This is a genomic window from Actinomadura sp. SCN-SB, assembly GCF_043906805.1.
GTDB lineage: Bacteria > Actinomycetota > Actinomycetes > Streptosporangiales > Streptosporangiaceae > Spirillospora.
In genome coordinates, this window is sequence record NZ_JBIMPP010000025.1 from 25,004 (window position 1) to 51,766 (window position 26,763).

The 26,763-nt window shown below is 71.5% G+C and carries 15 protein-coding genes and 2 tRNA genes; 9 read left to right on the forward strand and 8 right to left on the reverse strand.

Going from position 1 to position 26,763, the window contains the following annotated elements:
* Positions 1–121 precede the first annotated feature (121 nt).
* Positions 122–1,525, forward strand: coding sequence for a hypothetical protein (locus tag ACGWYJ_RS18065; protein WP_395107189.1), 1,404 nt, complete (start codon positions 122–124; stop codon positions 1,523–1,525).
* Here the strand turns inward: ACGWYJ_RS18065 and ACGWYJ_RS18070 are convergent.
* Complete coding sequence (locus ACGWYJ_RS18070) at positions 1,522–4,014, reverse strand: Tex family protein (protein ID WP_395107190.1); 2,493 nt, start codon at positions 4,012–4,014, stop codon at positions 1,522–1,524. The two genes, ACGWYJ_RS18065 and ACGWYJ_RS18070, sit on opposite strands and share 4 nt — an antisense overlap.
* A gap of 178 nt (positions 4,015–4,192) precedes the next feature.
* Between ACGWYJ_RS18070 and ACGWYJ_RS18075 the strand changes: the two genes are divergently transcribed.
* Positions 4,193–5,485 carry a sensor histidine kinase gene (locus tag ACGWYJ_RS18075; RefSeq protein ID WP_395107191.1) on the forward strand — a complete coding sequence of 431 codons (1,293 nt, stop codon included), beginning with the start codon at positions 4,193–4,195 and terminating at the stop codon, positions 5,483–5,485.
* Positions 5,437–6,084, forward strand: a complete 648-nt coding sequence (locus ACGWYJ_RS18080) for a response regulator transcription factor (RefSeq protein ID WP_285699488.1) — start codon at positions 5,437–5,439, stop codon at positions 6,082–6,084. The genes ACGWYJ_RS18075 and ACGWYJ_RS18080 overlap by 49 nt, the downstream gene beginning before the upstream one ends.
* Positions 6,085–6,091: 7 nt before the next feature.
* Here the strand turns inward: ACGWYJ_RS18080 and ACGWYJ_RS18085 are convergent, their stop codons facing one another.
* Positions 6,092–6,514 carry a cupin domain-containing protein gene (locus tag ACGWYJ_RS18085; RefSeq protein WP_395107192.1) on the reverse strand — a complete coding sequence of 141 codons (423 nt, stop codon included), beginning with the start codon at positions 6,512–6,514 and terminating at the stop codon, positions 6,092–6,094.
* A 59-nt stretch (positions 6,515–6,573) separates the two neighbouring features.
* Here ACGWYJ_RS18085 and ACGWYJ_RS18090 point away from each other — a divergent pair, with 59 nt between their 5' ends.
* The 4 genes from ACGWYJ_RS18090 to ACGWYJ_RS18105 all read left to right on the forward strand — a co-directional run bounded on the left by ACGWYJ_RS18090 (position 6,574) and on the right by ACGWYJ_RS18105 (position 11,940).
* On the forward strand, positions 6,574–7,071 hold the full coding sequence (locus ACGWYJ_RS18090; protein WP_395107193.1) for a MarR family winged helix-turn-helix transcriptional regulator: 498 nt from the start codon (positions 6,574–6,576) through the stop codon (positions 7,069–7,071).
* 126 nt (positions 7,072–7,197) lie between these two features.
* Positions 7,198–8,478, forward strand: coding sequence for a glycoside hydrolase family 18 protein (locus tag ACGWYJ_RS18095; protein ID WP_395107194.1), 1,281 nt, complete (start codon positions 7,198–7,200; stop codon positions 8,476–8,478).
* Positions 8,479–8,670: 192 nt separating this feature from the next.
* On the forward strand, positions 8,671–11,361 hold the full coding sequence (gene alaS / locus ACGWYJ_RS18100; RefSeq protein ID WP_395107195.1) for an alanine--tRNA ligase: 2,691 nt from the start codon (positions 8,671–8,673) through the stop codon (positions 11,359–11,361).
* A gap of 57 nt (positions 11,362–11,418) precedes the next feature.
* Entirely contained in the window at positions 11,419–11,940 is a 522-nt protein-coding gene (locus ACGWYJ_RS18105) for a hypothetical protein (protein ID WP_395107196.1), read from the forward strand.
* Positions 11,941–11,946: 6 nt separating this feature from the next.
* On the opposite strand, the gene ACGWYJ_RS18110 is transcribed toward ACGWYJ_RS18105, so the two are convergent.
* On the reverse strand, positions 11,947–12,636 hold the full coding sequence (locus tag ACGWYJ_RS18110) for a DNA polymerase beta superfamily protein (protein WP_395107198.1): 690 nt from the start codon (positions 12,634–12,636) through the stop codon (positions 11,947–11,949).
* Between the two features lie 122 nt (positions 12,637–12,758).
* Here ACGWYJ_RS18110 and ACGWYJ_RS18115 point away from each other — a divergent pair, with 122 nt between their 5' ends.
* On the forward strand, positions 12,759–13,994 hold the full coding sequence (locus ACGWYJ_RS18115; protein ID WP_395107199.1) for a PP2C family protein-serine/threonine phosphatase: 1,236 nt from the start codon (positions 12,759–12,761) through the stop codon (positions 13,992–13,994).
* Between the two features lie 56 nt (positions 13,995–14,050).
* Here the strand turns inward: ACGWYJ_RS18115 and ACGWYJ_RS18120 are convergent.
* Positions 14,051–14,124: transfer RNA gene (locus ACGWYJ_RS18120), tRNA-Pro, on the reverse strand.
* 122 nt (positions 14,125–14,246) lie between these two features.
* Here ACGWYJ_RS18120 and ACGWYJ_RS18125 point away from each other — a divergent pair.
* Positions 14,247–14,320 (forward strand) — tRNA-Gly (locus tag ACGWYJ_RS18125).
* Between the two features lie 52 nt (positions 14,321–14,372).
* Here ACGWYJ_RS18125 and ACGWYJ_RS18130 read toward each other — a convergent pair.
* The 4 genes from ACGWYJ_RS18130 to ACGWYJ_RS18145 form a co-directional block, all read right to left on the reverse strand.
* Positions 14,373–14,885, reverse strand: coding sequence for a MerR family transcriptional regulator (locus ACGWYJ_RS18130; RefSeq protein ID WP_395107200.1), 513 nt, complete (start codon positions 14,883–14,885; stop codon positions 14,373–14,375).
* A gap of 9 nt (positions 14,886–14,894) precedes the next feature.
* The gene (locus ACGWYJ_RS18135) at positions 14,895–15,770 is read right to left on the reverse strand and encodes an SDR family NAD(P)-dependent oxidoreductase (protein WP_395107201.1); all 876 of its coding nucleotides are present in this window, start codon (positions 15,768–15,770) and stop codon (positions 14,895–14,897) included.
* Positions 15,771–17,878: 2,108 nt separating this feature from the next.
* Entirely contained in the window at positions 17,879–20,062 is a 2,184-nt protein-coding gene (locus tag ACGWYJ_RS18140; protein ID WP_395107202.1) for a UvrD-helicase domain-containing protein, read from the reverse strand.
* Positions 20,059–26,640 carry a DEAD/DEAH box helicase gene (locus ACGWYJ_RS18145; RefSeq protein ID WP_395107203.1) on the reverse strand — a complete coding sequence of 2,194 codons (6,582 nt, stop codon included), beginning with the start codon at positions 26,638–26,640 and terminating at the stop codon, positions 20,059–20,061. Before ACGWYJ_RS18145 ends, ACGWYJ_RS18140 begins: the two co-directional genes overlap by 4 nt.
* Positions 26,641–26,763 lie beyond the last annotated feature (123 nt).

The following is a 26,763-nucleotide window of genomic DNA, read 5'->3' on the forward strand; positions in this document are numbered from 1 at the left end:
GCATACCGCTCGTCACAGCGGGTCAACCGCCGGTTCTCGATAGGTTTCTCTAACGCGCCGGTATCAGCAATGTGTTGCCGGGGTGTGACATTGAGCATCCGGACCCCCATAATCGTGCGGGATGAACGGGATAGTTGCGGCCTTTGGTGCGACCGGCCTCTACTATGTCGGCTTCGCGATCTTCAAGGTGGCGGCCGACCGCCTCGAACCGCTGCGCACCAACAGGCTGATGCGCTTGGTCCGGGTGATCCTTTCCAACTGGATCTTCCTGCTCGGCCTGGTGCTCGTTCTGGGCGGGCTCGCCCTGCAGATCGTGTCGATGTCCGAGGTCTCGCTCGCGATCGGCGTGCCGATCTTCATGTCCGGCGCCTTCCTGCTGCTGCTCATCGCGCTGCTGTTCTTCCGCGAACGGCTCACCGGACGGGAATGGCTGAGCCTGTTCATGATCGCCGCCGCGATGGTGCTGATCGTCGCGTCGATCGGTCATCCGCCCCCGATCAGGGCCGTGGACGTGCCCCCCGGGAAACTCGCGGTGATCATTACACCGGCGTTGCTGGTGCCCGCGATCATCTGGCTGATCGGCGATCATCGACCGGACGGAAAACACGCCCGCGAGATCACCGGGATCGCCTACGGGCTCAGTTCCGGCCTGCCCATCGGCACCGCCGAATTGTGCATCAAGGGCTGGAGCGACTCGGGCATCAGCGTGTCGAGCCTGTTCACGCCCTACCCGTACGCGACGGTCGCCTCGGCGGTGATCGGCTTCGCCGCGCTGATGGCCGGGTTTCAGCGGTGCCGGGTGTCCATCGTGGCCGTGGTGATGACGGCCGTCGCCAAGACCCATCTGCTGGTGACGGGCACGTTCATGTACGGCGAGCCCTGGCCCCAGGACGCACGGCACCTCGGGATGCGGCTGGGCGCGCTGGCGCTGGCCGTGATCGCCGTCCTCCAGTTCCCCCGGCACCGGCCCGTCGCCGCCCAGCCAGCCTCCGAGTTGGGCGAAGGCCGGGAGGAGACGGGACGAGGCCCGAAGTCCACCTCGCCTCCCTTGTCGCCCCCTCCCCAGGCACGGCGCTTCGGCGACACCTCACCCGTCCCGCTTGCGGCCCCGACGCCCACGACGACGCCCAAGACAGTGTGGCCCTCGGCGCCCTCGGAGCCGCCGCCTGAGGAGTTCCCGCCGTTCGAGGACGCGCCTCCGGGGCTGAGCCCGTTCGACCGGCCGAGGGAGCGGCGCCCGCCGGGCCGCCGCCGTCCCGGGGGCGGGTCCCCGTCCGGGCACCTGGCGCCCGACCGGGGCTCCGGCCCGCAGGCGTTCGGTCATCCCCCGCCGGAGGACCGCGTCACCGGTGAGCTCCCGTCCGTGACACCGCCGGCGCCCGGCCCGTACGCGCAGGACCCCCTCGGGCGCGGGCCGTCCTGGGACGACGACACGTTCGCCACCGGCGTCGGGGAGGACGGCGCCGAGGAGCCGTCCGGCGGCGTCCACGATGGGACATGGAGGCCGCCGGGTTCCGCCGGCTAGCGGCGGCGTTTGCCGCCCTTGCCCATGTCCCCGGGAAGGCCCTTGTCGAGGCCCGCCCGGCGCAGCGCGTCGGCCATCGCACCGCCGCCGGACCCGCCCGCACCACCGCGGCCGGAGCCTGCGCGGCCACCGCCGCGCCCGCCCTGACCCCGGCGGTTCCCCTGGCCCGCCCGGCCGCCCCTGCCGCCCTGGCCGGCGTCGCCCCGGCCACGGCCGCCGCCCTGGGCGCCGCCTCCGGCGCGGGCGTCGTCGTCGAGCCGCAGCGTCAGCGAGATCCGGTTGCGCTTGAGATCCACGTCCAGGACCTTCACCCGGACGATGTCGCCGGGCTTGACCACGTCGCGCGGGTCCTCCACGTACCGGTCGGACATCGCGGAGATGTGCACGAGCCCGTCCTGGTGCACGCCCACGTCCACGAACGCCCCGAAGGCCGCCACGTTCGTGACGACCCCTTCGAGGATCATCCCGGGCTCCAGGTCGGCGGGGGTGTTGACGCCCTCCTTGAACGCGGCGGCGCGGAAGGCGGGACGCGGGTCGCGGCCCGGCTTCTCCAGCTCGGCGAGGATGTCGGTGACGGTCGGCAGCCCGAAGGTGTCGTCCACGAAGTCGGACGGGCGCAGCCCGCGCAGCACGCGGGTGTTGCCGATCAGGCTCCGGATGTCGCCGCCCGCGGCGTCCACGATGCGGCGCGCCACCGGATACGCCTCGGGGTGGACGCTGGAGGCGTCCAGGGGGTCGTCGCCGTCGGGGATGCGCAGGAAGCCCGCGCACTGCTCGAACGCCTTGGGTCCGAGCCTGGGCACCTCCTTCAGCCCTGACCGCGTGCGGAACGGGCCGTTGGCGTCGCGGTGGGCGACGATGTTCTCCGCCAGGCCCTCGGAGATGCCCGACACCCGGGTGAGCAGCGGCGCGGAGGCGGTGTTGACGTCCACGCCCACGGCGTTCACCGCGTCCTCCACGACGGCGTCCAGCGACCGCGACAGCTTCACCTCCGACACGTCGTGCTGGTACTGGCCCACCCCGATGGACTTGGGGTCGATCTTGACCAGCTCGGCCAGCGGGTCCTGGAGGCGGCGGGCGATCGAGACCGCGCCGCGCAGCGAGACGTCCAGTCCGGGCAGCTCGCGCGCCGCGTACGCGGACGCCGAGTACACCGAGGCGCCCGCCTCCGACACCATGACCTTGGTGAGCTTCAGCTCCGGATGCCGCGCGATCAGGTCGGCGGCGAGCCGGTCGGTCTCCCGGGACGCGGTGCCGTTGCCGATGGCGATCAGGTCGACGGCGTGCTCGCGGGCGAGAGCGGCCAGCGTGGCGATGGACTCGTCCCACCGCCCGCGCCCCGCCGATCCCGTGTGCGGGTAGATCGTGTCGGTGGCGACGACCTTGCCGGTGGGGTCCACGACGGCGACCTTGACGCCGGTGCGCAGGCCCGGGTCCAGGCCCATGGTGGTGCGGGACCCCGCGGGCGCGGCCAGCAGCAGGTCGCGCAGGTTGGCGGCGAACACCCGTACCGCCTCGTCCTCGGCCTCCTGCCGCAGCCGGGTCCGGATGTCGATGCCGAGGTGGACGAGGATGCGGGTGCGCCAGGCCCAGCGCACCGTGTCGTTCAGCCAGCGGTCGGCGGGACGGCCCAGGTCCTCGACGCCGAAGCGCCGCGCGATCTCGGCCTCGTAGGAGCTGCGGGACGCCGGGTCGTCCGGCTCCTCGGGCTCCAGGTCGAGTTCGAGCACCTCCTCCTTCTCGCCGCGGAACAGCGCGAGGACCCGGTGCGAGGGCAGCTTGGCGAAGGGCTCGGAGAACGCGAAGTAGTCGGCGAACTTGGCGCCCGCCTCCTCCTTGCCCTCGCGCACCTTCGACACCACGCGGCCGCGCGACCACATGCGCTCGCGCAGCCCGCCGATGAGGTCGGCGTCCTCGGCGAACCGCTCGACCAGGATCGCGCGGGCGCCCTCCAGCGCGGCGGCCTCGTCGGCGACGCCCTTCTCCGGGTCGACGTAGGCGGTGGCGGCGGCCCGCGGGTCGTTGGACGGGTCGCCCAGCAGCAGGTCGGCCAGCGGCTCCAGCCCGGCCTCGCGCGCGATCTGCGCCTTGGTGCGCCGCTTGGGCTTGTACGGCAGGTAGATGTCCTCAAGCCTGGCCTTGGACTCGGCGGCCAAGATCTGCGCGCGCAGCTCGTCGGTGAGCCTGCCCTGGGAGTCGATCGACTCCAGGATCGCGGCGCGCCGCTCGTCCAGCTCCCGCAGGTAGCGCAGGCGTTCTTCGAGCTGCCGCAGCTGGCCGTCGTCGAGGGTGCCGGTGGCCTCCTTGCGGTACCGGGCGATGAACGGCACCGTGGCGCCGCCGTCGAGAAGCTCGACGGCGACCCGCACCTGCCCTTCACGGACGCCGAGCTCCCGCGCGATCCGCTCGGTGATCGGCGGGACCGGCGGCGGGACGGCCCGGCCGTCCGCGCCCTCGCTGGACACGTTCTGGCTGATGGACGCTGTCACGATGTGGATTCGCTCTCCCCTGGAAGTCCCCTGGTGGTGCCCAAGCATTGTGCAGGTAACCGGGCCGCTTGTCGCGCCGCCCCGAAGATCGGTGAAGTGGACCTAGCACCACTGAGGTGGCGCGCGGAAGCGTCCACAATGGACGCGACGACGCAAAGACGACGGGAGGCGGATCCGCATGGACGGCGACCGCAGGGCCGAGATCGCCCGGGTGGGTCTCGTCACCTGCCTGCGCGGTCTGGTGCAGGCCGTGCTGGCGCTGGCCGTGGGCATCCCGCTGTTCGTGATGACCGTCCTGTCGATCGCCTTCATCCCGCTGGGCGTCGGGGTGTTCCTGGCCCCTGCCTCGCTGTCGGCGCTGCGCTCGTTCGCCAACATCCAGCGGATGTGGGCGGCGGAGTGGTCGGGCGTGCCGGTTCCCCTCCCGTACCGGCCGGAGCCCGCGAACGCGCACAACCCGTTCCGCCGCCTGTGGTGGATGCTGTCGGATCCGGCGACCTGGCGGGATCTGCTGTGGCTGGTGGTGAACATGCCGGTCGGGCTGGCGCTGGGCCTGTTGCCGGCGTGCCTGCTGGTGTACGGGGTCGAGGGCATGTTCGTGGCGCCCTGGCTGGGGCAGATCACCGCCTACGGCTGGGGCCCGTTCTGGCCGCTTGAGGCGTGGGGCATCGTGGGCGTCGTCGCCCCGGTCGCGCTGGGCGCCCTGCTCACGGCCGTGTCGCTGCCGGTGGGTCCATGGATCCTCAAGGGGCACGCCCTGGTCGCCCAGGCCCTCCTCTCCCCCGCCCGTACCGCGCTGGCCGAGCGGGTACGGGAGCTGACCGAGACCCGTACCGAGACCGTGGACGCGTCAGCGGCGGAGCTGCGCCGCATCGAGCGCGACCTGCATGACGGCGCGCAGGCCAGGCTCGTGGCGCTGAGCATGAACATCGGCCTGGCCGAGCAGTTGATGAAGCAGGATCCGGAGGCCGCGCAGGAACTGCTCGCCGAGGCGCGGTCGGCCAGCGGCCAGGCGCTGACCGAGCTGCGCGACCTCGTCCGTGGCATCCACCCGCCGGTGCTGGCCGAGCGGGGCCTGGACGGCGCCGTGCGGGCGCTGGCGCTGTCGCTTCCGCTGCCCGTCGAGGTCGGCGTCGACGTGCCGGGGAGGGCGGAGGCGCCGGTGGAGTCCGCCGCCTACTTCGCGGTCGCCGAGATGCTGGCCAACGTGGTCAAGCACAGCGGCGCGGGCCGGGCCTGGGTCCGGATCGAGCACGCCGGGGACAGGCTGCGGATGATCGTCGGGGACGACGGCGTGGGCGGGGCGGACCCGGCCTCGGGCAGCGGAATGCGGGGCATCGAGCGGAGGCTCGCCGCCTTCGATGGCACGATGGCGGTGACCAGCCCCTCCGGTGGGCCGACCGTCGTGACCATGGAGCTGCCGTGCGCGTTGTCATCGCCGAAGACCTCGCCCTCCTCAGGGACGGGCTGATCCGCCTTCTGCAGGCGTTCGGGTTCGAGGTCGTCGAGGCGGTGGACAACGGTCCCTCCCTGCTGCGCGCGCTGACCACGCACCGCCCCGACGTGGCGGTGGTGGACGTGCGGCTGCCGCCCACGTTCACCGACGAGGGGCTGCGCGCGGCGCTGGAGGCCCGCAAGCAGGTCCCGGGCCTGCCGGTGCTGGTGCTGTCGCAGCACGTGGAGCAGCTCTACGCGCGGGAGCTGCTGTCCGACAGCACCGGCGGCATCGGCTACCTCCTCAAGGACCGGGTGTCGGACGTGAGCCAGTTCGTGGACGCGGTGCGCCGTGTCGCCGACGGGGGTACGGCGCTCGATCCGGACGTGGTGGCCCAGTTGCTCACCAGGCACGCCCGCGAGGAGCCGTTGCAGAGGCTGACTCCGCGTGAGCGCGAGGTGCTCGGCCTGATGGCGGAGGGCCGCTCGAACGCGGCCATCGCGTCGGCCATGTTCGTGACGGAGAAGGCCGTCAGCAAGCACACCAACAACATCTTCAGCAAGCTGGGCCTGCCGCCTTCGGAGGACGACAACCGCCGCGTCCTGGCCGTCCTCACCTACCTGGGCATGGCGTAGGCGCGGCTCAGCGCGCCCACAGCGGGACGAGCCGCTCGTCCCCCTTGGGCGCCAGGTCGCACGGTCGCTGTTCCTCGCTGGGCTCGGCCAGGACGTAGACCTGGGTGCCGGCGGGGGCGGTGACGACGGCGGAGAACCCGCCGTCCGGGCCGGTGGTGACCTGACGGGGCACGTCGGCCGGTATGACGACGGTGTCGCCCGGCCCGACGGTGAGCTCCTGCCCGCCGAGGTCGATGGTGGCGGCGCCGTCCAGGCAACTCCACACCTGCCCGGTGTCGGCGGCGTGGCGCGGCCCGCGGCGGTCGGGGATCATGTCGACCCGCCACAGGGCGAGATCCGCGACTCCGCCCTGGGTGGGGCTGGCAAGGGTCGTCATCACTCCGTTGGGCGTCTCGGTCCTGCGGCAGTCGGCCCGGCGTACGAGGGTCATGGCGATCTCCCCTAAGATAGACAATCAAGTTGTCCATATAGTCAATGAGGTTGTCTTTTATGTCAAGCGCCTCCGGGACGGGGCCCGACCTCCGCCCCGGCACCGGATACGAGCTGCCGCTGCGGATGCTCATGGCCTTCCGCCTGGTCATCGACGAGGTGCACCGGGAGCTCGCCAGGAAGGGCCACCCGAACCTGCGCCCGCTGCACGGCTTCGTGTTCCAGGCGATCGGCCCGCACGGCACCACCGCCGCCGAGCTCGGCCAGCGGCTCGGCGTGTCCAAGCAGGCCGCCGGCAAGACGGTCGAGACCCTTGAACGGCTCGGCTACGTGGAGCGCGGCACCGATCCCGCCGACGCCCGCCGCAAGATCGTCCGGTTGACTGCCAGGGGCGCCGACTCGCTGGCCCGCTCGTCGGCGGCGTTCGACCGGATCAGGGCGCGCTGGGCGGACGACCTGGGCGCCGACCGCCTGCGCGCGCTGGAGGAGGACCTGCGCAGGCTCACCCCCGAGGACTTCTTCCGGCTGGACGTGCCGGGGTGGTTCGGCACCGCCTGACCGGTGGTCCGGCCCTTGCCAGACCGTCTCCGGTCGCCTACGATCCGTTCAACTCTTAGGAAAGTTTCCTAAGAGTTAGAGCGGGGTTCCGATGTTGGGTTCGGGGGCGAACTTGAACGGAGGACCATGTCCAGGCCAGAGGGACGGCGGGCCGGAAGACGCGCCCGCGCATCGATCATCACGGCGACCGCACTCTTCGTGACCACGCTGACCGCGCTCCCCGCGTCGGCGACCGTCACCCCAAGGCTCCCCTCCACCACGCAGGCGACCGCGCCCGCCCCTGCGCAGGCGGCGAACAGGGTGGTCGGCTACTTCGCGCAATGGGGCGTCTACCAGCGCAACTACCACGTCAAGAACATCGACACCAGCGGCTCGGCCGCCAAGCTCACGCACATCAACTACGCCTTCGGCAACGTCCAGAACGGACAGTGCGCGGTGGGCGACTCCTACGCCGACTACGACCGCTTCTACCAGGCGTCCGAGAGCGTGGACGGGCAGCCCGACTCCTGGGACGCCGGAGCCCTGCGCGGCAGCTTCAACCAGCTCCGCAAGCTCAAGGCCAAGTACCCGCATCTGAAGGTGCTCTGGTCGTTCGGCGGCTGGACGTGGTCGGGCGGCTTCGGCCAGGCCGCCGCCAACCCCGCCGCGTTCGCCGAGTCCTGCTACAGGCTGGTCGAGGACCCGCGCTGGGCGGACGTGTTCGACGGCATCGACATCGACTGGGAGTACCCGAACGCCTGCGGCCTCACCTGCGACACCAGCGGGCCGGGGGCCTTCCGCGACCTGATGGCGGCGCTGCGCTCCCGGTTCGGGCCCGGCAACCTGGTGACCGCCGCGATCACCGCGGACGCCGGCGCGGGCGGCAAGATCGACGCGGCGGACTACGCGGGCGCGGCGCAGTACGTCGACTGGTACCTGCCGATGACCTACGACTTCTTCGGAGCGTTCGACGCCGACGGGCCGACCGCCCCGCACTCGCCGCTGTACTCCTACGACGGGATCCCGCGGCAGGGGTTCGACTCCGACGCGGCGATCCAGAAGCTCAAGGCCAAGGGCGTGCCGGCGAGCAAGCTGATGCTCGGCATCGGGTTCTACGGCCGCGGCTGGAGGGGCGTCACGCAGAGCGCGCCCGGTGGCGCGGCCACCGGCCCAGCACCCGGCACGTACGAGGCGGGCGTCGAGGACTACAAGGTGCTCAAGACGAGCTGCCCGGCCACCGGGACCATCGCGGGCACCGCGTACGCGCACTGCGGCGACCAATGGTGGAGCTACGACACCCCCGCCACCATCGGCGGCAAGATGGCCTACGCCAGGGACCAGGGCTTGGGCGGGGCCTTCTTCTGGGAACTGAGCGGCGACACCTCCGGAGGTGAGCTCATCACCGCGATGCGGAACGGCATCGGCTGAGCCCGTTCCGGGTGAGCCGCCGAGGCGCGCATATCCGGATGCATGTGCTCACGGCGGGCGCTATTTTGACTCGCATGGTGCTTCACGAGGCAGGGCGGCGAGCTAGCCGCGCCGAGCCGGGGAACGGGCGGTCGCGCCCGGCCCGGTTCGGCGTGGCGTGCCGCCGTCCCTTCGACCTCGTGAGGCCCTTCCATGCTTTCCGGTGAGATCCGGCAGACCTTCCTCGACTTCTTCACCGAACGCGACCATCGCGTGGTGCCGTCGAGCCCGCTCGTCCCGTCCGATCCGACGCTGCTGCTGACGGGCGCGGGGATGGACCAGTTCAAGCCGTACTTCCTCGGCCGTTCCGAACCCGACCACCCGCGCGCGGTGTCGGTGCAGAGATGCGCGCGCACGACCGACCTCGACCACGTCGGCCGCACCACGCGGCACACGACGTTCTTCGAGATGCTCGGGAACTTCTCCTTCGGCGACTACTTCAAGGAGGAGGCGACCGCCTGGGCGTGGGAACTGCTCACCCGCGGCTTCGGGCTCGACCCGTCCCGGCTGTGGGTGACCGTCTACCTCGACGACGACGAGGCGGTACGGCTGTGGCGGCGGATCGGCGTCCCCGGCGAGCGGATCCAGCGGCTCGGGATGGCCGACAACTTCTGGTCCATGGGCGTCCCCGGCCCGTGCGGCCCGTCCTCGGAACTCCACTACGACCGTGGCCCGGCGTTCGGGCGCGAGGGCGGGCCCGCGGTCGACGGCGAACGCCACCTGGAGATCTGGAACCTGGTCTTCATGCAGAACGTGCGCGGGGAAGGGCCGTCCAAGGAGGGCTACCCCATCGTCGGCGACCTGCCCGCGCCCAGCATCGACACCGGCCTGGGCCTGGACCGGCTCGCCGCGATCCTCCAGGACGTCGACACGCTGATGGAGACCGACCTGCTGGCGCCGACGCTGCGGCTCGTCCAGGACCTGTCCGGGCGCGAGTACCCCGGGCGGGACGGCGGCGAGGAGTCCACGTCGTTCCGGATCGTGGTGGATCACGCGCGCACCATCGCGTTCCTCATCGCGGACGGGGTGCTGCCGTCCCCGGAGGGCCGCGGGTACGTGCTGCGCCGGCTGATGCGCCGCGCCGTCCGCCACGCGCGGCTCCTCGGGGTGGACGAGCCGGCGCTGCCCGCGCTGACGTCGCGCGTCGTCGACACGCTCGGCCCGGCCTGGCCGCGGCTGGTGGACGGGCGCGAGCTGATCACGCAGGTGTGCGAGGCGGAGGAGGAGACCTTCGCGCGGACGCTGCGGCAGGGGTCGCGGATGCTGGACTCGGCGATCGGGCGTGCGCGCACGTCGGGTTCCACGGTGCTCCCCGGACGGGCGGCGTTCGACCTGCACAACTCCTACGGCTTCCCGTTCGACCTGACCGTGGACGCGGCGCGCGCGGCGGGCCTGACGGTGGACGAGGACGCGTTCACCGCGCTCCTCGAAGAGCAGCGCAGGCAGGCGTACGAGGCGAGCAGGGAACGCAAGGGCGGCGAGGCGGCGCGGCGCGACCTCTACCGGCGCGTCGCGGACGAACACGGCCTGACCACCTTCGTCGGGTACGACGCGACCTCGGCCGAGTCCCGGGTGCTGGCGCTCCTGGACGGATCGGGCCGCTCGGTCGCGTCCGCGTCGGAGGGCGACGAGCTGGAGGTGATCCTCGACCGGAGTCCCTTCTACGCGGAGGGCGGCGGCCAGGTCGGCGACACGGGCACGCTGCGCACGTCCGGCGGGACGGTCCTGGAGATCCGTGACACCCGTCCCGGACTGGACGGGCTGCACGTCCACTCGGCGCGGGTCGTCTCGGGTGAGATCCGTACAGGGGACGAGGCGGAGGCGATCGTCGACGCGGCGCGGCGGGCGGCGACCGCCCGTTCGCACAGCGCGACGCACGTGCTGCATGCGATGCTGCGCCGCTTCCTGGGCGAGCATGCGGTGCAGCGAGGGTCGCGGGTCGAACCCGGGCGGCTTCGCTTCGACTTCTCACACTTCGCGCATGTGGACGTGCGGCACGTCCAGTCCCTGGTGAACGACTACCTGATGGACGATCCCGAAGTCCGCGTGTGGGAGGCGAAACGGGACGAGGTCATGTCTCCCGGCTTCGGCCTGATGGCGGACGCGGTCGCGCTGTTCGGCGAACGCTACGGCGAGCGGGTGCGGATCGTCGACATCGGGGACGCCTCCCGCGAACTGTGCGGCGGTACGCACGTCGGTCACGGGTCGCAGGCCGGTCCCCTGCACATCCTCAGCGAGACCTCGATCGGGACGGGCCTGCGCCGCATCGAGGCGCTGACGGGCCCGGACGCGCTGCGCCACCACGACCACGAGCACGCGCTGCTGCACGAGCTCGCGGCGCTGCTGAAGGTGCCCGCGGACCAGGCGCCCGAACGGCTCCGGCAGAGGCTCGACACCTTCGCGGAGGCGCAACGGCATCTGGAGGCGCTGCGGGCGTCCGAGCGCGCGGCGCTCGCGGACCGCCTCACCGGCGGCGCCGAGATCCTCCCCGGCGGCATCTGGCTGGTCACCGCGACCGTCCCGGACGGGGTGGTCTCCGACGCCGGCGACCTGCGGACGCTGGCGCTGGAGACGATCGCGCGCTGCCCGTCCGGCGAGGGCGCGGTCGTCCTGGGCGCGCGCACCGGCACGGCAGCGTCCCTCGCGGCGGCGCTGACCCCGCGCCTCGCCGGCTCCGGGCTGCGCGCGGCCGAGCTGCTCACCACCGCGGCGCGGACGGTCGGCGGCGGCGCGGGCGGCAAGGGCGGCGTCGCCACCGCGGGCGGACGGGACACCGGACGGCTGGACGAGGCGGTCGCGCAGGCGGCGCGCACCGCCCGCGAGCTCCTCACCAGCGCGCCTTGATTGTTGATATTTCAGGCGTATCGTCCGAATCAGTCGGGCCGATCGAGTGAGGGGAGCGTGGCTGTGCTGCGGGTGTTCTGCTTCGGCAGTCTGGGAGTGACGGTGGAGGACGTCTTCCTGATCGATCCCGACCCCGAGCACGCCGCACGCGAACGCGGCGTGCGGGTCGAGCTGCGCCTGCTCGACCCGCAGCCGTGGCGCGGCTCCATCAACGCGTCCCAGAAGGTGGTCGTCGACCAGGCCGTGTGGCGCGCCGACTTCCTGGAGACCGAGGAGGGCGGGCCCGGCAGCAAGGACCGGATGCACTACCACCCCGGCATGCGGAACAACGAGCCCGGCCGGCGCACCTTCCGCGACGAGCTCACCGACAACCCGATGGGCTGGCTGGCCGGCCAGCTCGCCGACCCCCTCTCCCTGCTGGAGGACGCCGGGATCCAGGACCTCGACGCGTACCGTCCCTCCGCCGACGCCCTCCGCGAGGGCCTGGGCGAGGTGGTGCTGAGCGTGACGAACGTCCTCGCAGGCGTGCGCGCGGGCGACCTGGCCAAGGTGCCCGTCCGCCCCGGCCCGCCGACCTGAGCCCGTTCAGAGGAAGGCCGCGCGCACCTCAAGCAGCCAGCGCTCCACCGCGTCCTCATCCGGCCGCTCGGCCAGCGGCGTCCGGATCGCGTCGAACTTCGACTCGGCCTCGGCCAGCAGGCTTTTGGCCTCGTCCAGTTCCCCTTGGGCCACGCGCTCACCGAAGTCCCGGTACCACTGCGGGTTCTCCAGCCTCACCGTGAGCCGTCCCGTCCGGTACAACTCCAGGCCCTGGTGGACGAGCCGCGCCAGATGCCGGGCGTGCTTGGCCGTCCGCTTGCGCGTGTCCGCCGAGAACGACCCGTCCCCGCGCCCCTCCAGCCTGCGGAACTGGGACACCGCGTAACCGAAGTACGCGTCCCTGACCCGCCTGGCCGACAGGAACGCCTCCCGCACGCCGATCAGCCGGTCCCCCAGCTCCGTGCGCGTCTCGTACTCGTCCAGCCACAGCAGCTCGGTGACCGTCGGGTTCACGCCCAGGCACAGCCCCGCGAACTTCCCCGCCTCATGCCGCGTGACGTCCGGGTCGGTGGTGACCGTGGTGGCCTGCTTGCCCACCGGCGGACGCAACCCGTGGAACAGCACCGTCGGCGCGGCGAACACCGCCAGCCGGTCCACGTCCGACTCCGGAGTCGCCAGGCCGTACGCGGTGGACCCCACGACACCGGCAAGCAGCACATTCGTCACATCCACCATCACGGCCTCCTTCCCGGGACATTCTGGGGACCGCCCCTCGCCGCCGCACCACCTTTTCCGGGACGGCGGGAAGGATTCGCCGCGCCAGGGGTAGACCCACCGTGACGGCAGGGGGTGAAGACGTGGCCGAACTGCGCGGCGGAGATCGCGACCAGATCCAAGCCGGGCTTCAACGGCTCGCCACCGAGCGCGGCGAGGCCCGCGAGCTGCTGGACGCCGTCCTGGAGATCAGCAGGCATCTGGAGCCCGAAGAGGTCCTGGATACCATCGCCCAGGCCGCCCAGGAGGTGGTCAACGCCCGGATCGCCGCGGTGGGCGTCCCGGACGAGGAGGGCCGCTTCGGCAGGCTGATCAGCTCGGGCTCCGGGGCCGGGTCGTTCGCCGATCAGATCGGCGACCTGCCCCCTCCGGGCAACACACAGCAGGACCCGCTACAGCTGCGCCTCGACCAGCTCAAGGAGGCCCAACAGCCGACGATCACCTCGCTGCTGACGGTGCCGATCCCGATCCGCGGCGCGGTGTACGGCCACCTGTACCTGATCGACAAGGCCGGGGGACGGTTCACCGACCGGGATCGGCAGGTGGCGACCGCGCTGGCCGGCGCGGCCGGGGTGAGCATCGAGAACGCCCGCCTGTACGCCAGGCTCCGCGCGGCCACCGAGGACTTCCAGCGCCGGCTGCTGCCCCCCATGCCTCAACTGCACGAATGGGAGCTGGAGGCCCGGTACCAGCCCTCGGGCCAGGCTCCGAACATCGGCGGCGACTGGTACGACCTGATCCACCTGCCCGAGAAGGTGCCGTGCCTCATGGTGGGCGACGTGATGGGCCACGACGTACGGGCCGCCACCGTCATGAGCCAGATCAGCAACATGCTCCGCGTGATCGCCTTCGACCAGCGCGAACCGCCGAGCCGCATCCTGCAACGCCTGGACGAGGTCCTGCACGCCCTCCACGGCGGCCCGATGGCCACGGTCATCGTGGCGCGGCTGGAGGGCACCGGCCCGTCCCGCCGGATTTGGTGGTCCAGCGCCGGTCACCTGCCGCCCCTGCTGGCCGTCCCCGGCGAACCGGCCCGCTACCTGGACGCCGAGGCCGGACCCCCACTCGGCGTCGCCCCGGAGATCGCCCGTCCCGACAACAAACACCCCATGCCCGCCGGCGCCACCCTCATCCTGCACACCGACGGCCTGGTCGAAGACCGCGCCCACACCCTGCAACAAGGCATGGACCGCGCCGTCAGCATCGCCGCCACCCACGCCGACTGCCCGCTGCCCCAGCTATGCGACACCCTCCTGGCCAGCAGCCGCCACCCCTTGGAGGACGACGTGGCCCTCCTGGCCGCCCGCCTGGCCCTCTGACCACCAAGCGAAAGAGGCCCCGTCCTCCACAGCGGAGTCCAGAGCCCCTGCCTACGTCGGGCTGGCGGGATTTGAACCCACGGCCCCCGGCACCCAAAGCCGGTGCGCTACCAAACTGCGCCACAGCCCGTCCGACCCGAGCAGTCTAATGCCGATCAAGCCCGGACGCCTCGCCCAATACGCGCGCAACGCGAGCACGCCCGAAACCCTGTACCCTACGGGTGTCGATCAGCGGCCCTCCGGCCCACCGACGCGGGCGTAGCTCAATGGTAGAGCCCCAGTCTTCCAAACTGGCTACGCGGGTTCGATTCCCGTCGCCCGCTCCACCCCAAAGGCCCAGGCCAGGGACCGATGTCCCCACCTGGGCCGTGCTCGCCTTCACGATCGCCTCCGGTTCCGCGCCCGTTGCGCGTTCTCCATTGACGACGGGCCGGTGTGGCCGCCGTAGGTGGCGATCTTGTATTCGGTCGCTGCCAGGGACAGGGTCAGTTCCCTGAGCCGGCGGCGGATCGTGTCGCGGTGTTCGAGGAGCAGGTCAAGGCGCTCCGGGACGGTGTCGTCGCCCTCGTCGGCCAGCCGCATGTAGTGCTGGAGGTCGCGCATGGCCATCCCGGACAGGCGCATGCGGGTCAGGAACACCAGCCTGCGTACCGCCTGCGCGTCGTAGCTGCGGTGGCCGCTGGCGTCGCGGCCCACCTCGACCAGCCCGATCCGCTCGTAGTAGCGCAGCGTGTGCGGCGATATGTCGAGGAGGTCGGCGACCTCGGTGATGGTCATGGGGTCGGTGGCGGCGCTGACGTCAACGAGGCGGTGGATCACCTCGGCCGGCATCCGGCCGTCGACCTCGTCGAGGGCGGCCAGGGCCCTCGACATCAGATCGTCGGTGGCCATGGTGACACTCTAGATCGGCCGGGCGGACGCGGGGGCGCCGGGGAAGTCGGCGGCACGCGCGGTCGGAGCCCAGCGTTCGACCTCCTCAAGGTTCTGCCGGTAGGACCTGGCGATGCGCTCGACCGCCTCACGCCCGAGCGGAAGGCGAAGCGGCAGCTCGTCACCGGCGACCAGGTCAACGATGATCTCCGCGGCCCGTACCGGATCGCCTTCCTGGATTCCGTCGGCGTTCGCCATGTCGTTGCGGACGGCCCCCAGCAGGTCTCTGTAGGTGGCGCCGGCGTCGGCGAATCCGAGCACGCCGGGCGCGTTGAACGAGGTGCGGAAACGGCTCGGCTCGACGATCATCACGCGGACCCCGAACGGCGCGACCTCACCGGCCAGCGCCTCCGACCAGCCTTCGAGCGCGAACTTGCCGGCCGAGTACGCGCCGACACCCGGGAAGGAGACGCGCCCGCCCTGGCTGCTCATCTGCACGATCGTGCCCGACCCCTGCCCGCGGAAGTACGGCAGGACGGCCCGCACGAGCGCCGCCGGACCCAGCAGGTGCAGTTCCAAGGACGCGCGAAGCTCCTCCTCGCCGACCTCCTCGGCCGCGCCGACGATCCCGCGTCCGGCGTTGTTCACCAGCACGTCCACCTGACCGAACCGGCCGACCGCCGCCCGTACGACGTCGCCGGCGCGCCCGGTGTCACGCACGTCGAGCTCGGTGACCAGCACCTGGTCGCGGTGCGCGTCCGCGAAGTCGGCCACCGACCGGGGCCGCCGCACGGCCAGCACCACGTTGTCACCCCGCCCGACCGCACACTCCGCGATGGCCCGGCCGAAGCCCGTCGAAGCGCCGGTGATGATCCAAGTCCGCTGAGTCCCCGGTTGAGATGTCATGCCGGCGACGCTAGAAGTTCGAGCGCACTCGAACGCAAGCGCGGCGTCCGCCGCCACCTGTCGACGGCTGCCCCCGGCCCCCGAACCAAGGACCGGATACGCCCACCACGGACCAGCCGCCATGGACGCGCTGGCCGCCGCGCTCGGCGACCCCGACCCGCAGGTACGAATATCCGTACTCAGCGCGCTCGGCCAGCACTCATGCCACCGCAGCAGTCCCCCACATACCCGGCTCGGCAAGGCCACGCCTACCAGGAGGGGTCCAGCCATCCATCCGAGTAGTCGAGCCGTGCCACCCCACTTGTTACGTTCTGCTCTTTCAGATCAGGCGTCCCAATGGAAACTCATTTTCTTTTGGTGGCCGTTTGCAACATATGGAGATTTTCACAGACAGCGGTCGGCCGACTGACTACTCTGACCGGAGCCATAACGGAAAGGAGAATTATGGGGCGCAGGCAAACACGAGCAGAGAAGGACCGAAACAGAGTCATCTCCTGGTGGGCGGCCATCGCTCTACTCGGAATATTCGCATGGCAATCCGGTCGTCCAGAAACCTGGCTCTTACCGATCCTCGCCTGGTCCTACTACCAGCTGTTCTCCGCCCCGAAGCTCTGCGGGGTGGAGACCACCAGGGGCCATCCGTGCAAGAACCGTGCCTACGGACGCCTGATGGCCTGCAAAAGGGAACCATCTCACGACGTCTACAAGCGAGATGCCTTCCTCCGCCTGCTCGGCTTCCATCGTGGCGCACGACCGATCTCCGCGCCCGCCTCATACAGACGAGCCGACCGGGCACCCATTGACCAATCCGAGAACCCGCAGGGTCCTGCAACAATCGATTCGACTCAGCAAACCTATGCCATTGCGACCATTGGTTTGGCACTGATAGGGACCGCGGCAACAGTGGTACAGACCATATTGGCCGCCTAAACGGAGTAGATGAAGGCGGACCCGTCCCGCGTGAACACCATGCCGTGCAGGCGCCGCCCGTCCCGCTCCAACCAGGCGTGCCCGGCGATCGGGGACTGTTGCAATGCCCTTGCAAGGCGTGCGGCATCGCCCGTTCGGCCGCCACGCACCACCGGGTCTCGGGGTGATCGAGCAGACGTACCGACTTCACGATGTCGCGGTCGGCGGCCCGGCAGTCGACCGCCCACGGCGGGGACGATGCCGAGCTGCTCCCCATGCCTTCGATGCCCAGCCGGGTCAGGCCGGCCCGCGCCAGCACGATCGCAGCGAACTCCCCCGCCTGCGTCCAACCGGGCGAGGCGGGGAGTTCACATTGCCGCGCAGGTACCCCACCCGCAGATCCGGGCGGAACCTCCCGCGCTGGGCGCGCCGCTGTACCGCCGAGGTGCCCGCCGGCGCACCGAAGGCGGGCGCGCGAAAGCCACCGCCCATGTCGGCCTTCCGGCTGACGGCAGCCACAGGGTACGCGCCGCCGCCGAGCTGACGCATGCCACGAGGCGCAGGTTCATACATGCCTCCGGCGGAGGCACTCCGGCTCCGGGAACCCCAGCCCGAACCACGAAAGGTGGTGCAGGAAGCTCGGGGTGAGCCGATTCAGGCGCCAGGCGCGATCAGATCCGACTGATCAGATCCCATAGCCCGTTAAGAGCCAACACCCACAGGACAAGCTCAGCGAGCCCTTCCTCACGCAGCTTCCGGCTGAAGCCGCGCGCAGCACGGCGCAGCGCGGAACAATCGCGGAAGGGACTGCCCCGTTCGTGCATCCGGTTTTAGGCCAGGGGTTGGGCTAACCGTCCTCTTGGTGCCTCCACCCTGCCGAGCATGAACGCCAGCCGTACCGTCCAGTCGCGTGCCCTGATCGTGCCCGTTCGGCACGACTGGCGTCCTCGCCGCGCAGCGGCTCGGTAGCGCGCCGTGCTTGTCGAAGGGTTAGCCGACCGAGTCCCTGGCAGCCACTCCATCACATGACTCAACCGGGCGGTGATCCGCGCCTCGCGGTGGAAGCGGCGGCGCAGCTACCGGTCGGCGTCTGCCAGCTCGATCAGATTGATTGTGCGCCGCAGGTCGGTGCCAATCCATATCGCCCCATACCGCCGCGGCCGATGAGCGAGGTGACCGGTTGCGGCAGGCGACGTCTCTCAAGGCAGGAACCCGCTCTTCGTCCCGTGCCAGGTGATGACGGCGTTGTCGCGCGCCCGGGTGACGGCGACGAACAAAAGGGAACGCGCGGTCCGCATGTCGCGGCGGTAGCGCAGTGGATCCTCCGCGGCGTGCCGGGTGATCCAGGCGGCGGGGACGAGGCCCTCGGCGACCCCAGCGATGATCATGTTCTGGTATTCGAGGCCCTTGAACCGGTGCATGGTGCCGATGTGGACGGGCGCCTCGACGTAGCGGGGCCCGTCGGCGGTGATGGCGCAGGCGACGATGCCCTCCTTGGCGAGGCGGGTCTCGACGTCGGCGACCATCCGGCGTTCGGGGACGCACACCGCGATCGAGTCGCCGTTCCATGCCTTGACCTGCTCGACGATGCCGTCGAGTTCGGCGTCCCAGGTGGGGAAGCCACGCAGTTCCGGGACGGCGCCGCGCAGCACCGACCGGTAGCCGGCGAGGTCGTCGCGGCCGTCGTCCAGGTCGTCCCACTCCTCACCGCCGAGCACCCGGACGGCGGTACTGAGAATCTCGTGCGTGGTGCGGTAGCTGAGCGTCAGCCTGGACGACCGCCCGCGGATCGCGATGCCGAGGTTACCGAGCGACACGTGGTTGCCGTAGATGCGCTGGTGCGTGTCGCCGGTGATGAACATGTCGTTCGGGCCCGGGTCGACCATGGCGCGCAGCATCCGCCAGTGGGCGGCGGACAGGTCCTGTGCTTCGTCCACGACGACGTGCTGGTAGCGGGGACGCAGCCGCATGCCCGACTCGTCCTGGAGCTGAGGCGTGTCGGCCTGCCGCGCCCGGTACGCGGCGCGGTCCCGGGCGCGGGCGGCCTCGATCTGCGCGGCTCGCTCGGTGACCTGCCGGAGCGTCGACAGGTTGTTGTTCTCCAGCCGGATCACGTACCGCTCGGTGAGGTTCCAGATCCGCTTGCGGTCGGCGCGGTTGAGCGGGCGGCCCCGTCCGGCGCGGCGAGCCCGGAAGTACTCGGCCTGCGTCCGCAGGCCCTGCCCGAGGATCACCTGCGACCATTCGTCGTGCAGGAACCCGGCGTCCCAGCGGGTCTCGTTCTCCTCCGCGAGCAGCGCGTCCCACTCCTTGCGCGCCTTCTCGTCGTCGAGGCGGCGGCGCACCCGGCCGCGCTCGGTCTCCGCGACGATCTCACTGGCGAGTTTGTCCACGTTGGTGATGTGGACGCGCGCGGCCACCTCCTCCCCCGCGAGCGCGATGAGGCGCTGTTCGAGGTCGGCGGCCAGGTTCTTGTTGAACGTGGTGAGCAGGACGGCCTTGCCGCCGCCGGCCGGGAGCCGGTCCACCAGGTGCTTGACGCGGTGCAGCGCGACGATCGTCTTGCCGGTGCCGGGCCCGCCGCTGACCCTCGCCGGGCCGTTGTAGTCGCGTTCGACGAGCTTGCGCTGCGTCGGGTGGAGGTACACCTTCCAGCGGCCGAAGTCGCCTTGTTCGAGCACCTCGCGCAGGTCGGCGTCGGCGGTGGTGACGGCCGTGGCGGGACGGGCGAGGGCCGCCGCGTAGTCCTCGGTGTCGACCTCCTCCGCGGCGGCGACGGGCGCCGTCACCTGCTCCAGAACGTCCTCGGGGGACGTGCCGTCGTAGAGCGCGAGCAGCACCTCGCCGGTCAGCTGCGGCGCGTAGGACACGAGGCCGAGCAGCTCGTCCTCAGTGGTGATCTTCGCGATGAGCGGCAGCAGCGGTTCGGCGACGCCGAGCCCGAGGAGCTGCTCGGGCGGGTACGCGGCGAACAGCGGAGCCGCCTCGACCGGTTCCCGCGACGGTTCGGGCGCCGGTTCCGGCCGCCCGCTGTCGCCGATGACCTCTTCGGCCACGACCAGGTCGAGGAACTCGATGCCGCCCGTCACCGGGTTGATCTGGTACCGGTACCGGTCGAGGTGGTCGTACACCTCGCCGCGCGGTTTGACCGCGACGAGGATGTACTCGGTGCCGCCCGCGTGCAGCAGCAGCGCCCGGTAGTCGTCGTTGACCCGCGCCGAGTACAGCTGCGAGTTCTTCAGCTGCTTGAACCGCAGCCCCTTGTTGCCGGGGTCGGTGCGGAACTTGTGCTGGAAGTCGTAGATCGCGCCCTTCACCGACCGCGGGAGCTTCAAGATCTCCTTCTCGGCCCGGTCGAGCAGCCGCAGCGTCGCCCCGCTCACTTCGTTCCCTCGATTCGTTCGGCCAGTTCTTCGCGGGTCCAGCCGTCCACGGCCCGGACGTCCCAGCCCGCCTCCGCGTAGGCGATGTCGCGGCGCCGCGCCTCCTCGTCGTCCCCGGCGAGGACGATCGCGACCTTGCGGTCCGGCCAGGCCACTTCCGCCTGCCATGCCTGCTCGCCCAGCTCGTAGCCGACGCCGGAGTCCGGCGGCGCCGCGACCCCGGCGGCGGCCAGGTCGCGCACGAACGCGACCAGTCCGGGTTCGTCGGGGTCGATCATGTCGAGGACGTTCGCCCAGCTGTCGGTCAGCACCGTCGGCTCCGCCGCCGGTTCGGGCCCGGCCGCGTCGACGCGCGTCGGCGCGGGCTCCTCAGGCGGCGTCGCGGGCGCCGGAACGATCGCGGTGGGGTCCGGGGCCGTGGTGGACACCGGGGTCGTCTCCGGCTCGTCCGGCAGGTCCGCTTCCCTCAGGTCGTCGTCCAGCGGGACGAGGCTGAGCGCGGCCTGCCGCCCCTCGCCGCCCGCCGCCGCGAGCAGCGACGGGTCGAACCGGTCGATCTCCGACAGCGCGAGCTGCCCGCCGTCGCCCTCGCCGTGGTCGAGGAACTGCAGCAGATTGCCCCAGTACAGCCAGGTCGCCCAGCGTCTCTTGTGCGCATCGGGGTCGGCGACGACGGTGTCGTGCCGGTCGTCGATGACAACGAAGGCGCTCCATGCGGGGGCGGCCGCGCGGCTCTTGTCGAGGATCACCGTGAGCGGGTCGGCGGCGTACACCTCGACCGGCCCCTGTTCCAGCGCGGGCAGCGGCTCTCCGCGCAGCGCGGCGTTCACGCGTGCGGTCACGCCGGCGCGGTCGCTGCGCGTCCCGCCCGTCCGGAGGCTGGACCTCAGCACCCCGAAGGTGACGGCCTCGGCGCGCCGCAGCCACACGTCGCGGTCCGGTTCGGCAAGGTAGGCGAGCAGGGTGTCGACGGGGTTGGTCCACATCGTCCGCGGCAGGTCGTCCGGGTCCCCGGTGCGCTCGTACAGCTTCCTGGCCGCCAGCCGCGCGTTGTTCTGGTACGGGCTGTACGCCTCGACGCCGTCGCACGGCTCGTGGCGGCGGGCCTCCCATTCGTCGAGGTCGGTCCAGGTGAGCGCGAAGACCACTCTTCCGTGCGCCCGGAGCTGGGCGCGCTTCGCGGCGTCGGCGGCGAGCCGGTTGATTTCCGGCGCCGCGTGGTAGTTGTAGCCGTCGAGGTACACCGTGACCTGCTGCGGCTCGTCGTCGATGAGCCGGAACACCACGTCCGGCCGCGTTCCGCGGATCGTGTTCTGCAGGGTGACGCGCCACCGTCGGACGGTCGCGCCGCTCGTTTCCGGGTCCGGGACCTCGATGCGCAGGTCGGCGGTCTTGCGGCCGGCGACGACCGGGCCGCGCGTCAGCGACGCGTTGCCGCCGTCGCGCTTCGCCCAGCTCTCCAGCCCCTCCAGGAACCGCGCCTCGAGTTCGCTTTCGACCTGGTCCCACAGGGAGATCTCGCTCGTGTCGGAGACCGGGATCGTCCGCCAGTCGTCCAGGAGCTCGTCCAGCATGTCGACGGCCTCTGCCCGGCTGACCTTGTCGAACAGCGCCCCGGGGACGTGCGACAGCAGGCACCGGTGGCACGCGCGCTTGCCCGGGTCCTCCCGGCAGGGGCATCCGGCGGCGCGGGCACGGGCCGCCTCCAGCACCCGCCGGAACTCGGCCGGGTCGGCGAGGCGGTGGAGGTAGCCGGTGCCGCCGGGCAGCGTGTCGTGCAGGACGAGGAAGCGGCGCCGCCGCCCGGTCGCCTGGTCCGGCATCGTCGCCGTGACGATCTCCAGGTGGTCGGGGTCGCCGCCGTACCGGTCGGCGACGCCCGCCATCAGCGCCGCCCGGAACGACGCCGTCCGCTCCTCCACGTACAGTGTGGCGACGGGCAGCAGGATCCGCAGCGCCTCCGTCCTGAGCTCGTGCGCGAGGATCATCTTGTGGTGGTCGGCGTCCCGTGACGCCCGCCGATAGGAGCACCAGGTGCGGTGGTGCCTGCGGCTCCGGTCCGCCGAGGACGTGCCGATCAGCGCGTCCCGCCCGTTCCCGTCGTCCTGGCCCGGCGGCCCGTCCACGGTCGTACCGCCGCAGGACGGGCACACGTGGAAGTGCGCGACCTGCCGTTCCTCCCCGGCGAAGCGGGTCACGTCACGCCGATCGGTGCGCCGCACCCCGAGGTTGAAGCGACGCACGACCGCGTGCCGGGTGTAGTCGACGCCGAACACGGCGCTCGCGTGCCGCCAAGGCCCCCGCGTTTCGTCGTCATCGGGCCGCGTCTCGTCGGCGCGGACGATGTCGACAGGATCGATGTCGACGGCGACGGCTTCTTCGTAGAAGCGGCGCTGCCGTTCGTCGGAGTCGTCGTCGATGCGCGCCTCGTCGCGCCGGTCGTGGGCGAAGACGCGCACCGGCTTCAGCACCTTGTGCAGGTTCTGCACCGCGCCGATGGCGGGGTCACCGCACCGCGCGCACGCCGAGATGTCGTCCGCCGCATCGATGCCCGTCCGGACGTGCCCGCAGCTCGGGCACACCCGCCAGTGCTCCCATGAGGGACGCGACTCGGTGCCGATGTCCAGGCCGCTGACCTTGTGCTGGTAGCCGCGGATGTAGAAGGAGTTGCCGGGCGCCAGTTCGGTCAGCGCGAGCCGCGCCGACCGCCCGTACTCGCGGACCTCGCTGTGGTAGGTCCGGCCTTCGCCGGTCTCCTCCTCCCACGTGATCGTCGCTTCGAGCGTGGTGACGTTGTCGAGCAGCGAGTAGTTCGGCAGCAGCCCGAGTTCGACGAGCGTGCCTTGCGCGCTGCGCCGCCCCATGTCGCCCATCAGCCGCGCGATCTCGCGCCGCTCGGAGCGCAGCGACCCGCGAATCGCGTTCTGCGACGGGTCCGATTTGAGCAGCGAGTCGATCGCCTCGTCGATGCGGCCCAGCCGGTCCTTCAGATCGGCGCGGCGGGCCTCCCAGCGCTCCTCGACGTCGCGGACGACGCCCTTCAGCCCGGCGGCGGCGAACGCGCGCAGGTCGGTGGCGGCTTCCGGCGACACCGAGTCGCCGAACAGGTCGAGGAACGGTTCGACGGCGCCGCACTCCGGTGCGGCGGCGGCGAACGCGGCGAGCCAGCCCGTCGCGCCGAACAGCGCGGACGCGCGGCGCGGCAGCGGCAGCACGCCCGGCAGCCGGCCCCGCGCGCACAGGTCGACCAGGTGCGCGGCGTACTGGCGGCGGAGGATCTCGATGGCGGACAGGTAGCTGCCGGGCGGCACGATCCGGCCCGCGATCATCGCCTCGGGCTCGTTGATGAAGTACAGGTCGCGGGGGTGGCGCCCGACGAGCGTCACGAGGAACGCGTTGCCGGTCCTGCGCCCGGCCCGCCCGACCCGCTGGACGTAGTTGGCGGGGCCGGGCGGCAGCGACGCCAGGATCACCGCGGACAGCTCGCCGATGTCGATGCCGAGTTCCAGCGTCGGCGTGCACGCCATGACGTTCGGGTCGTTGTAGCGCTGTTCCTTCTTGCGGAACCGCGCCTCGACGTCCTCGCGTTGCCGGCGGGTGAGTGCGCCGGTGTGCTCGGCCGTCACCACCCGGAACGGCTCCTGCCCGAGGTACAGGCGGCGGTAGTAGTCGTCGCGGTGGCTGCGGGTGCCGCGGTCGGTGAGGGCGCCGCCGCACCGGTAGCGGGGGCACGGCTGCCCGTACCAGGCGTCCACCAGTTCGGGACGGAGGGTCTGCTGCCACGCGCACCGGTCGCAGCCGAGCCCGGCGTGATCGGCCTCCTCGTCGGTCAGCGCGTGCACGAGGACGTGCCCCGGCTGCAGCCCGTACACGCTCGTCGCGCCGTCGATGACGCGTTTGGCGACGAGGCCCTCTTCGGCGAGGACAGGCAGCAGCCGCCGCAGGTACTCGCCGGCCTGCCGCCGGTCGAGGGCGAGGCAGCGGGCGGCCCAGTCCTGGGACCAGCCCTGGTCGGCGTCGATCCGGTCGAACTCCGACCGGCGCTTCTGCCGGTCGAGCAGGAAGGTCGGGGCGCTCAGCCCGCGTGGGAACGCGGGCATCCCGTCGGGACGGCGTCCCCAGATCGCGCCGAACCGGCTGCTGCCGCCGTTCGCGATCCACGCGTCCAGCCACCGGTGCTTGATCGCGCCCCGGTAGCGGAGCCGTTCCAGCAGCCCGCGCAGGAACGTCGCGTACCGCTCCGGTGACTGCGGCTCGATCATGCCGGTGACCTGCGTGTGGACGTCCCGTGCCAGCGCCGCCGCGCGGGCGGGGTCGGGCAGCGCGACCTCGGCGACGGCGGTGCGGGTGAGGTCGAGGGTACGGCCCTGCCGGGACCGCAGCCCGAACTCCAGGATGGTCTGGAACGCCAGCCGCTCCCCGATCAGCTCCCACGTGGCGGGCGTGCCGCTGGTGGTCTCAGCGAGGATCGCGTCCACCTCGGGGCGTTCGTGCAGGTCCGGCGGGACGACCGCGGGCAGCACCCCCGCCTGGCTGGCCGCCGCCGCCAGGTCGCCGATCACCTCGTTCAGCGGCGTGCCCCTCCCCGGCTCCAGCCGCGAGTTGATCAGCCGCCGCAGGGAGAAGGCGTAGGACCGGTTCGCCACGAACCCGGCCCGGTGCGCCGCGTCCTGCACGGAGTCGTTGAACAGCAACGTCTTGCGCTTGCGCGGATCGGCGGACAGCTGTGATCCCGCCATCAGCTGCGTGACCGTCACCGCCGCCAGCGACGCCAGCCCGGCACCGAGGTAACGGATGCCCTGGTCCATCGCGCACGCCGGGCACCGGTCCTGCATCGCGGCGTTCTCGGACGCCTCGTCGTGCGTGAGGTCGGTGAGGACGAACACGCCGTCGTCGAGCGCACCGTACCGGTGCAGCGCCGGGTCGAACGTCTTCACCCTGTCCCCGGTGAGGATGGCGAGGCCGCGCACCCGCGCCTCGACCTCCGCCTTCGTCGCCGCGATCAGCGGGCGGACCCGCTTCTTCTCCGGCCCGGTGGAGGCCCGGTAGATCCGCTCCGGGACGGTGACGAGGTCGCCCGGGTCGCGCTGCGGGGAGAAGGCGGCCCACCCGGACCGCCCGCAGTGCCGGCAATAGACCGCCGGGAGCATCGTCCGGTCGTAAGGGTCGAAGCCCGACTCGGCCTCCAGGACCGGCGGCTCCCCGATCCACGCGAACGCGGCCCTGTCGTCCACCATCCGCAGCAGCCGGGACACAGCCCGCACCCACAGATGCGTTTCCACCAGCAGGAACGGCGTCTCCGGGTCGTCGGCCTCCGGGTCGCGCGCCTCGGAGATCAGCGCCACGAACCGCGCCAGCGCCTTCGCCGCCTTGGTCGGGTTGTCGCGGATGGACACCCCCCACGCGTACGCGCCCATCTTCGGCAGCAGCTTCAGCATCTGGTCGGGCGTCAGCGGGTCGCCGTCCTTGAGCAGCTCCAGCACGGCCCGGGTGAGGATGTGCCGCTTCAGCACCTTCGCGAGCTGCACCGGCGTCAGGTCGGCGCGGCCGGTGACCTCGCGCTGGATGCGGGACAGCGCGGCAGAATCGTGGATCGGGTCGCCGCACGCGATGAGGTCGTCCGGTGACGGCAGCGGGAGCCCATAGTCGAGTTCGTCGAGGAACTCGTCGACGGTGCAGCGGTCCTCCCCGATCACGGCGTCTTCGGGGAACGGCGTCCCGAACACCTCGCGCGCCGCCGCCCGGATCTCCGCGCCGTCGCCGCTCTCGCCAAGCGTCGCGGACGTCGCGACCGGGCAGATGTCCCCCAGCGGCCGCCCCGGCTTGGCCTTGCCGGTGACGGCCGCCAGCCGGCGCAGCAGCATCGCCACGTCGGTGCCCTGCGCCCCGTCGTAGGTGTGGAACTCGTCCACCACCACGTAAGCCAGCGCGGCGTCCTTCCACAGCGGCACGTCGTCGCCGCGCTGGAGGAGCAGGTCCAGCATCTTGTAGTTCGTGATCAGGATGTCGGGCGGGTTCCGGCGGATCTCCGCCCGGTCCGTCATGACCCGCGGATAGCCGATCTCCGGCATGTCCCCGATGTAAAGTCCCGCGGTGACCTGCTCCAGGCCGGACTTGTGCAGGTAGTCGTTGAGCCGGTGCGCCTGGTCGGTGGCGAGCGCGTTCATGGGGTACAGCAGGACGGCCTTGACGCCGCCCCTCCTCTTCGACCGCTCCCGGCGGCAGTGATCCAGCACGGGGATCAGGAACGACTCGGTCTTCCCCGACCCGGTCCCCGTCGTGATCAGCGTCGGCTTCGCCGGGCCATGAAGGGTGCTGAGCCGCTCGAACGCCTTCGCTTGATGGCGGTGTGGACGGAAGTCGAGCCTGTGCCACTCAAGGCAGTCCTGCCAGCCGGACTCGGCTCTGCGGAACGGCGTCCGTATCCGCAGGTACGGGCCGCGGAAGATGCCCTGGACCGGGTCGTTCAGAAACCGTTGCAGCGCCTCCCGCGCCGACGGGTCGCTGAGCGCGAACGTCGTCGACAGGTACTGGGTCAGGTTCTCCCGCAACTCCTCCGCCGCCAGCGTCGGCTTCAAGTCTCAACGCCTCCGAAGTCATCGAACCTACGGGGAGGGGCAGTGGCGCCTGCCCGGCAGGCATCCGGTGTCTTGCCCTGCGCACCGAGAAGACCCTGCAACCTTGCGCGACTCTACTGGCTT

Bases quoted from the DNA above. Each gene is read 5' to 3' on its own strand.
- ACGWYJ_RS18065 (WP_395107189.1), top strand. From the start codon at position 122: ATGAACGGGATAGTTGCGGCCTTTGGTGCGACCGGCCTCTACTATGTC.
- ACGWYJ_RS18075 (WP_395107191.1), top strand. From the start codon at position 4,193: ATGGACGGCGACCGCAGGGCCGAGATCGCCCGGGTGGGTCTCGTCACC.
- ACGWYJ_RS18085 (WP_395107192.1), bottom strand. From the start codon at position 6,514: ATGACCCTCGTACGCCGGGCCGACTGCCGCAGGACCGAGACGCCCAAC.
- ACGWYJ_RS18090 (WP_395107193.1), top strand. From the start codon at position 6,574: ATGTCAAGCGCCTCCGGGACGGGGCCCGACCTCCGCCCCGGCACCGGA.
- ACGWYJ_RS18095 (WP_395107194.1), top strand. From the start codon at position 7,198: ATGTCCAGGCCAGAGGGACGGCGGGCCGGAAGACGCGCCCGCGCATCG.
- alaS (WP_395107195.1), top strand. From the start codon at position 8,671: ATGCTTTCCGGTGAGATCCGGCAGACCTTCCTCGACTTCTTCACCGAA.
- ACGWYJ_RS18110 (WP_395107198.1), bottom strand. From the start codon at position 12,636: ATGGTGGATGTGACGAATGTGCTGCTTGCCGGTGTCGTGGGGTCCACC.
- ACGWYJ_RS18130 (WP_395107200.1), bottom strand. From the start codon at position 14,885: ATGGCCACCGACGATCTGATGTCGAGGGCCCTGGCCGCCCTCGACGAG.
- ACGWYJ_RS18135 (WP_395107201.1), bottom strand. From the start codon at position 15,770: ATGACATCTCAACCGGGGACTCAGCGGACTTGGATCATCACCGGCGCT.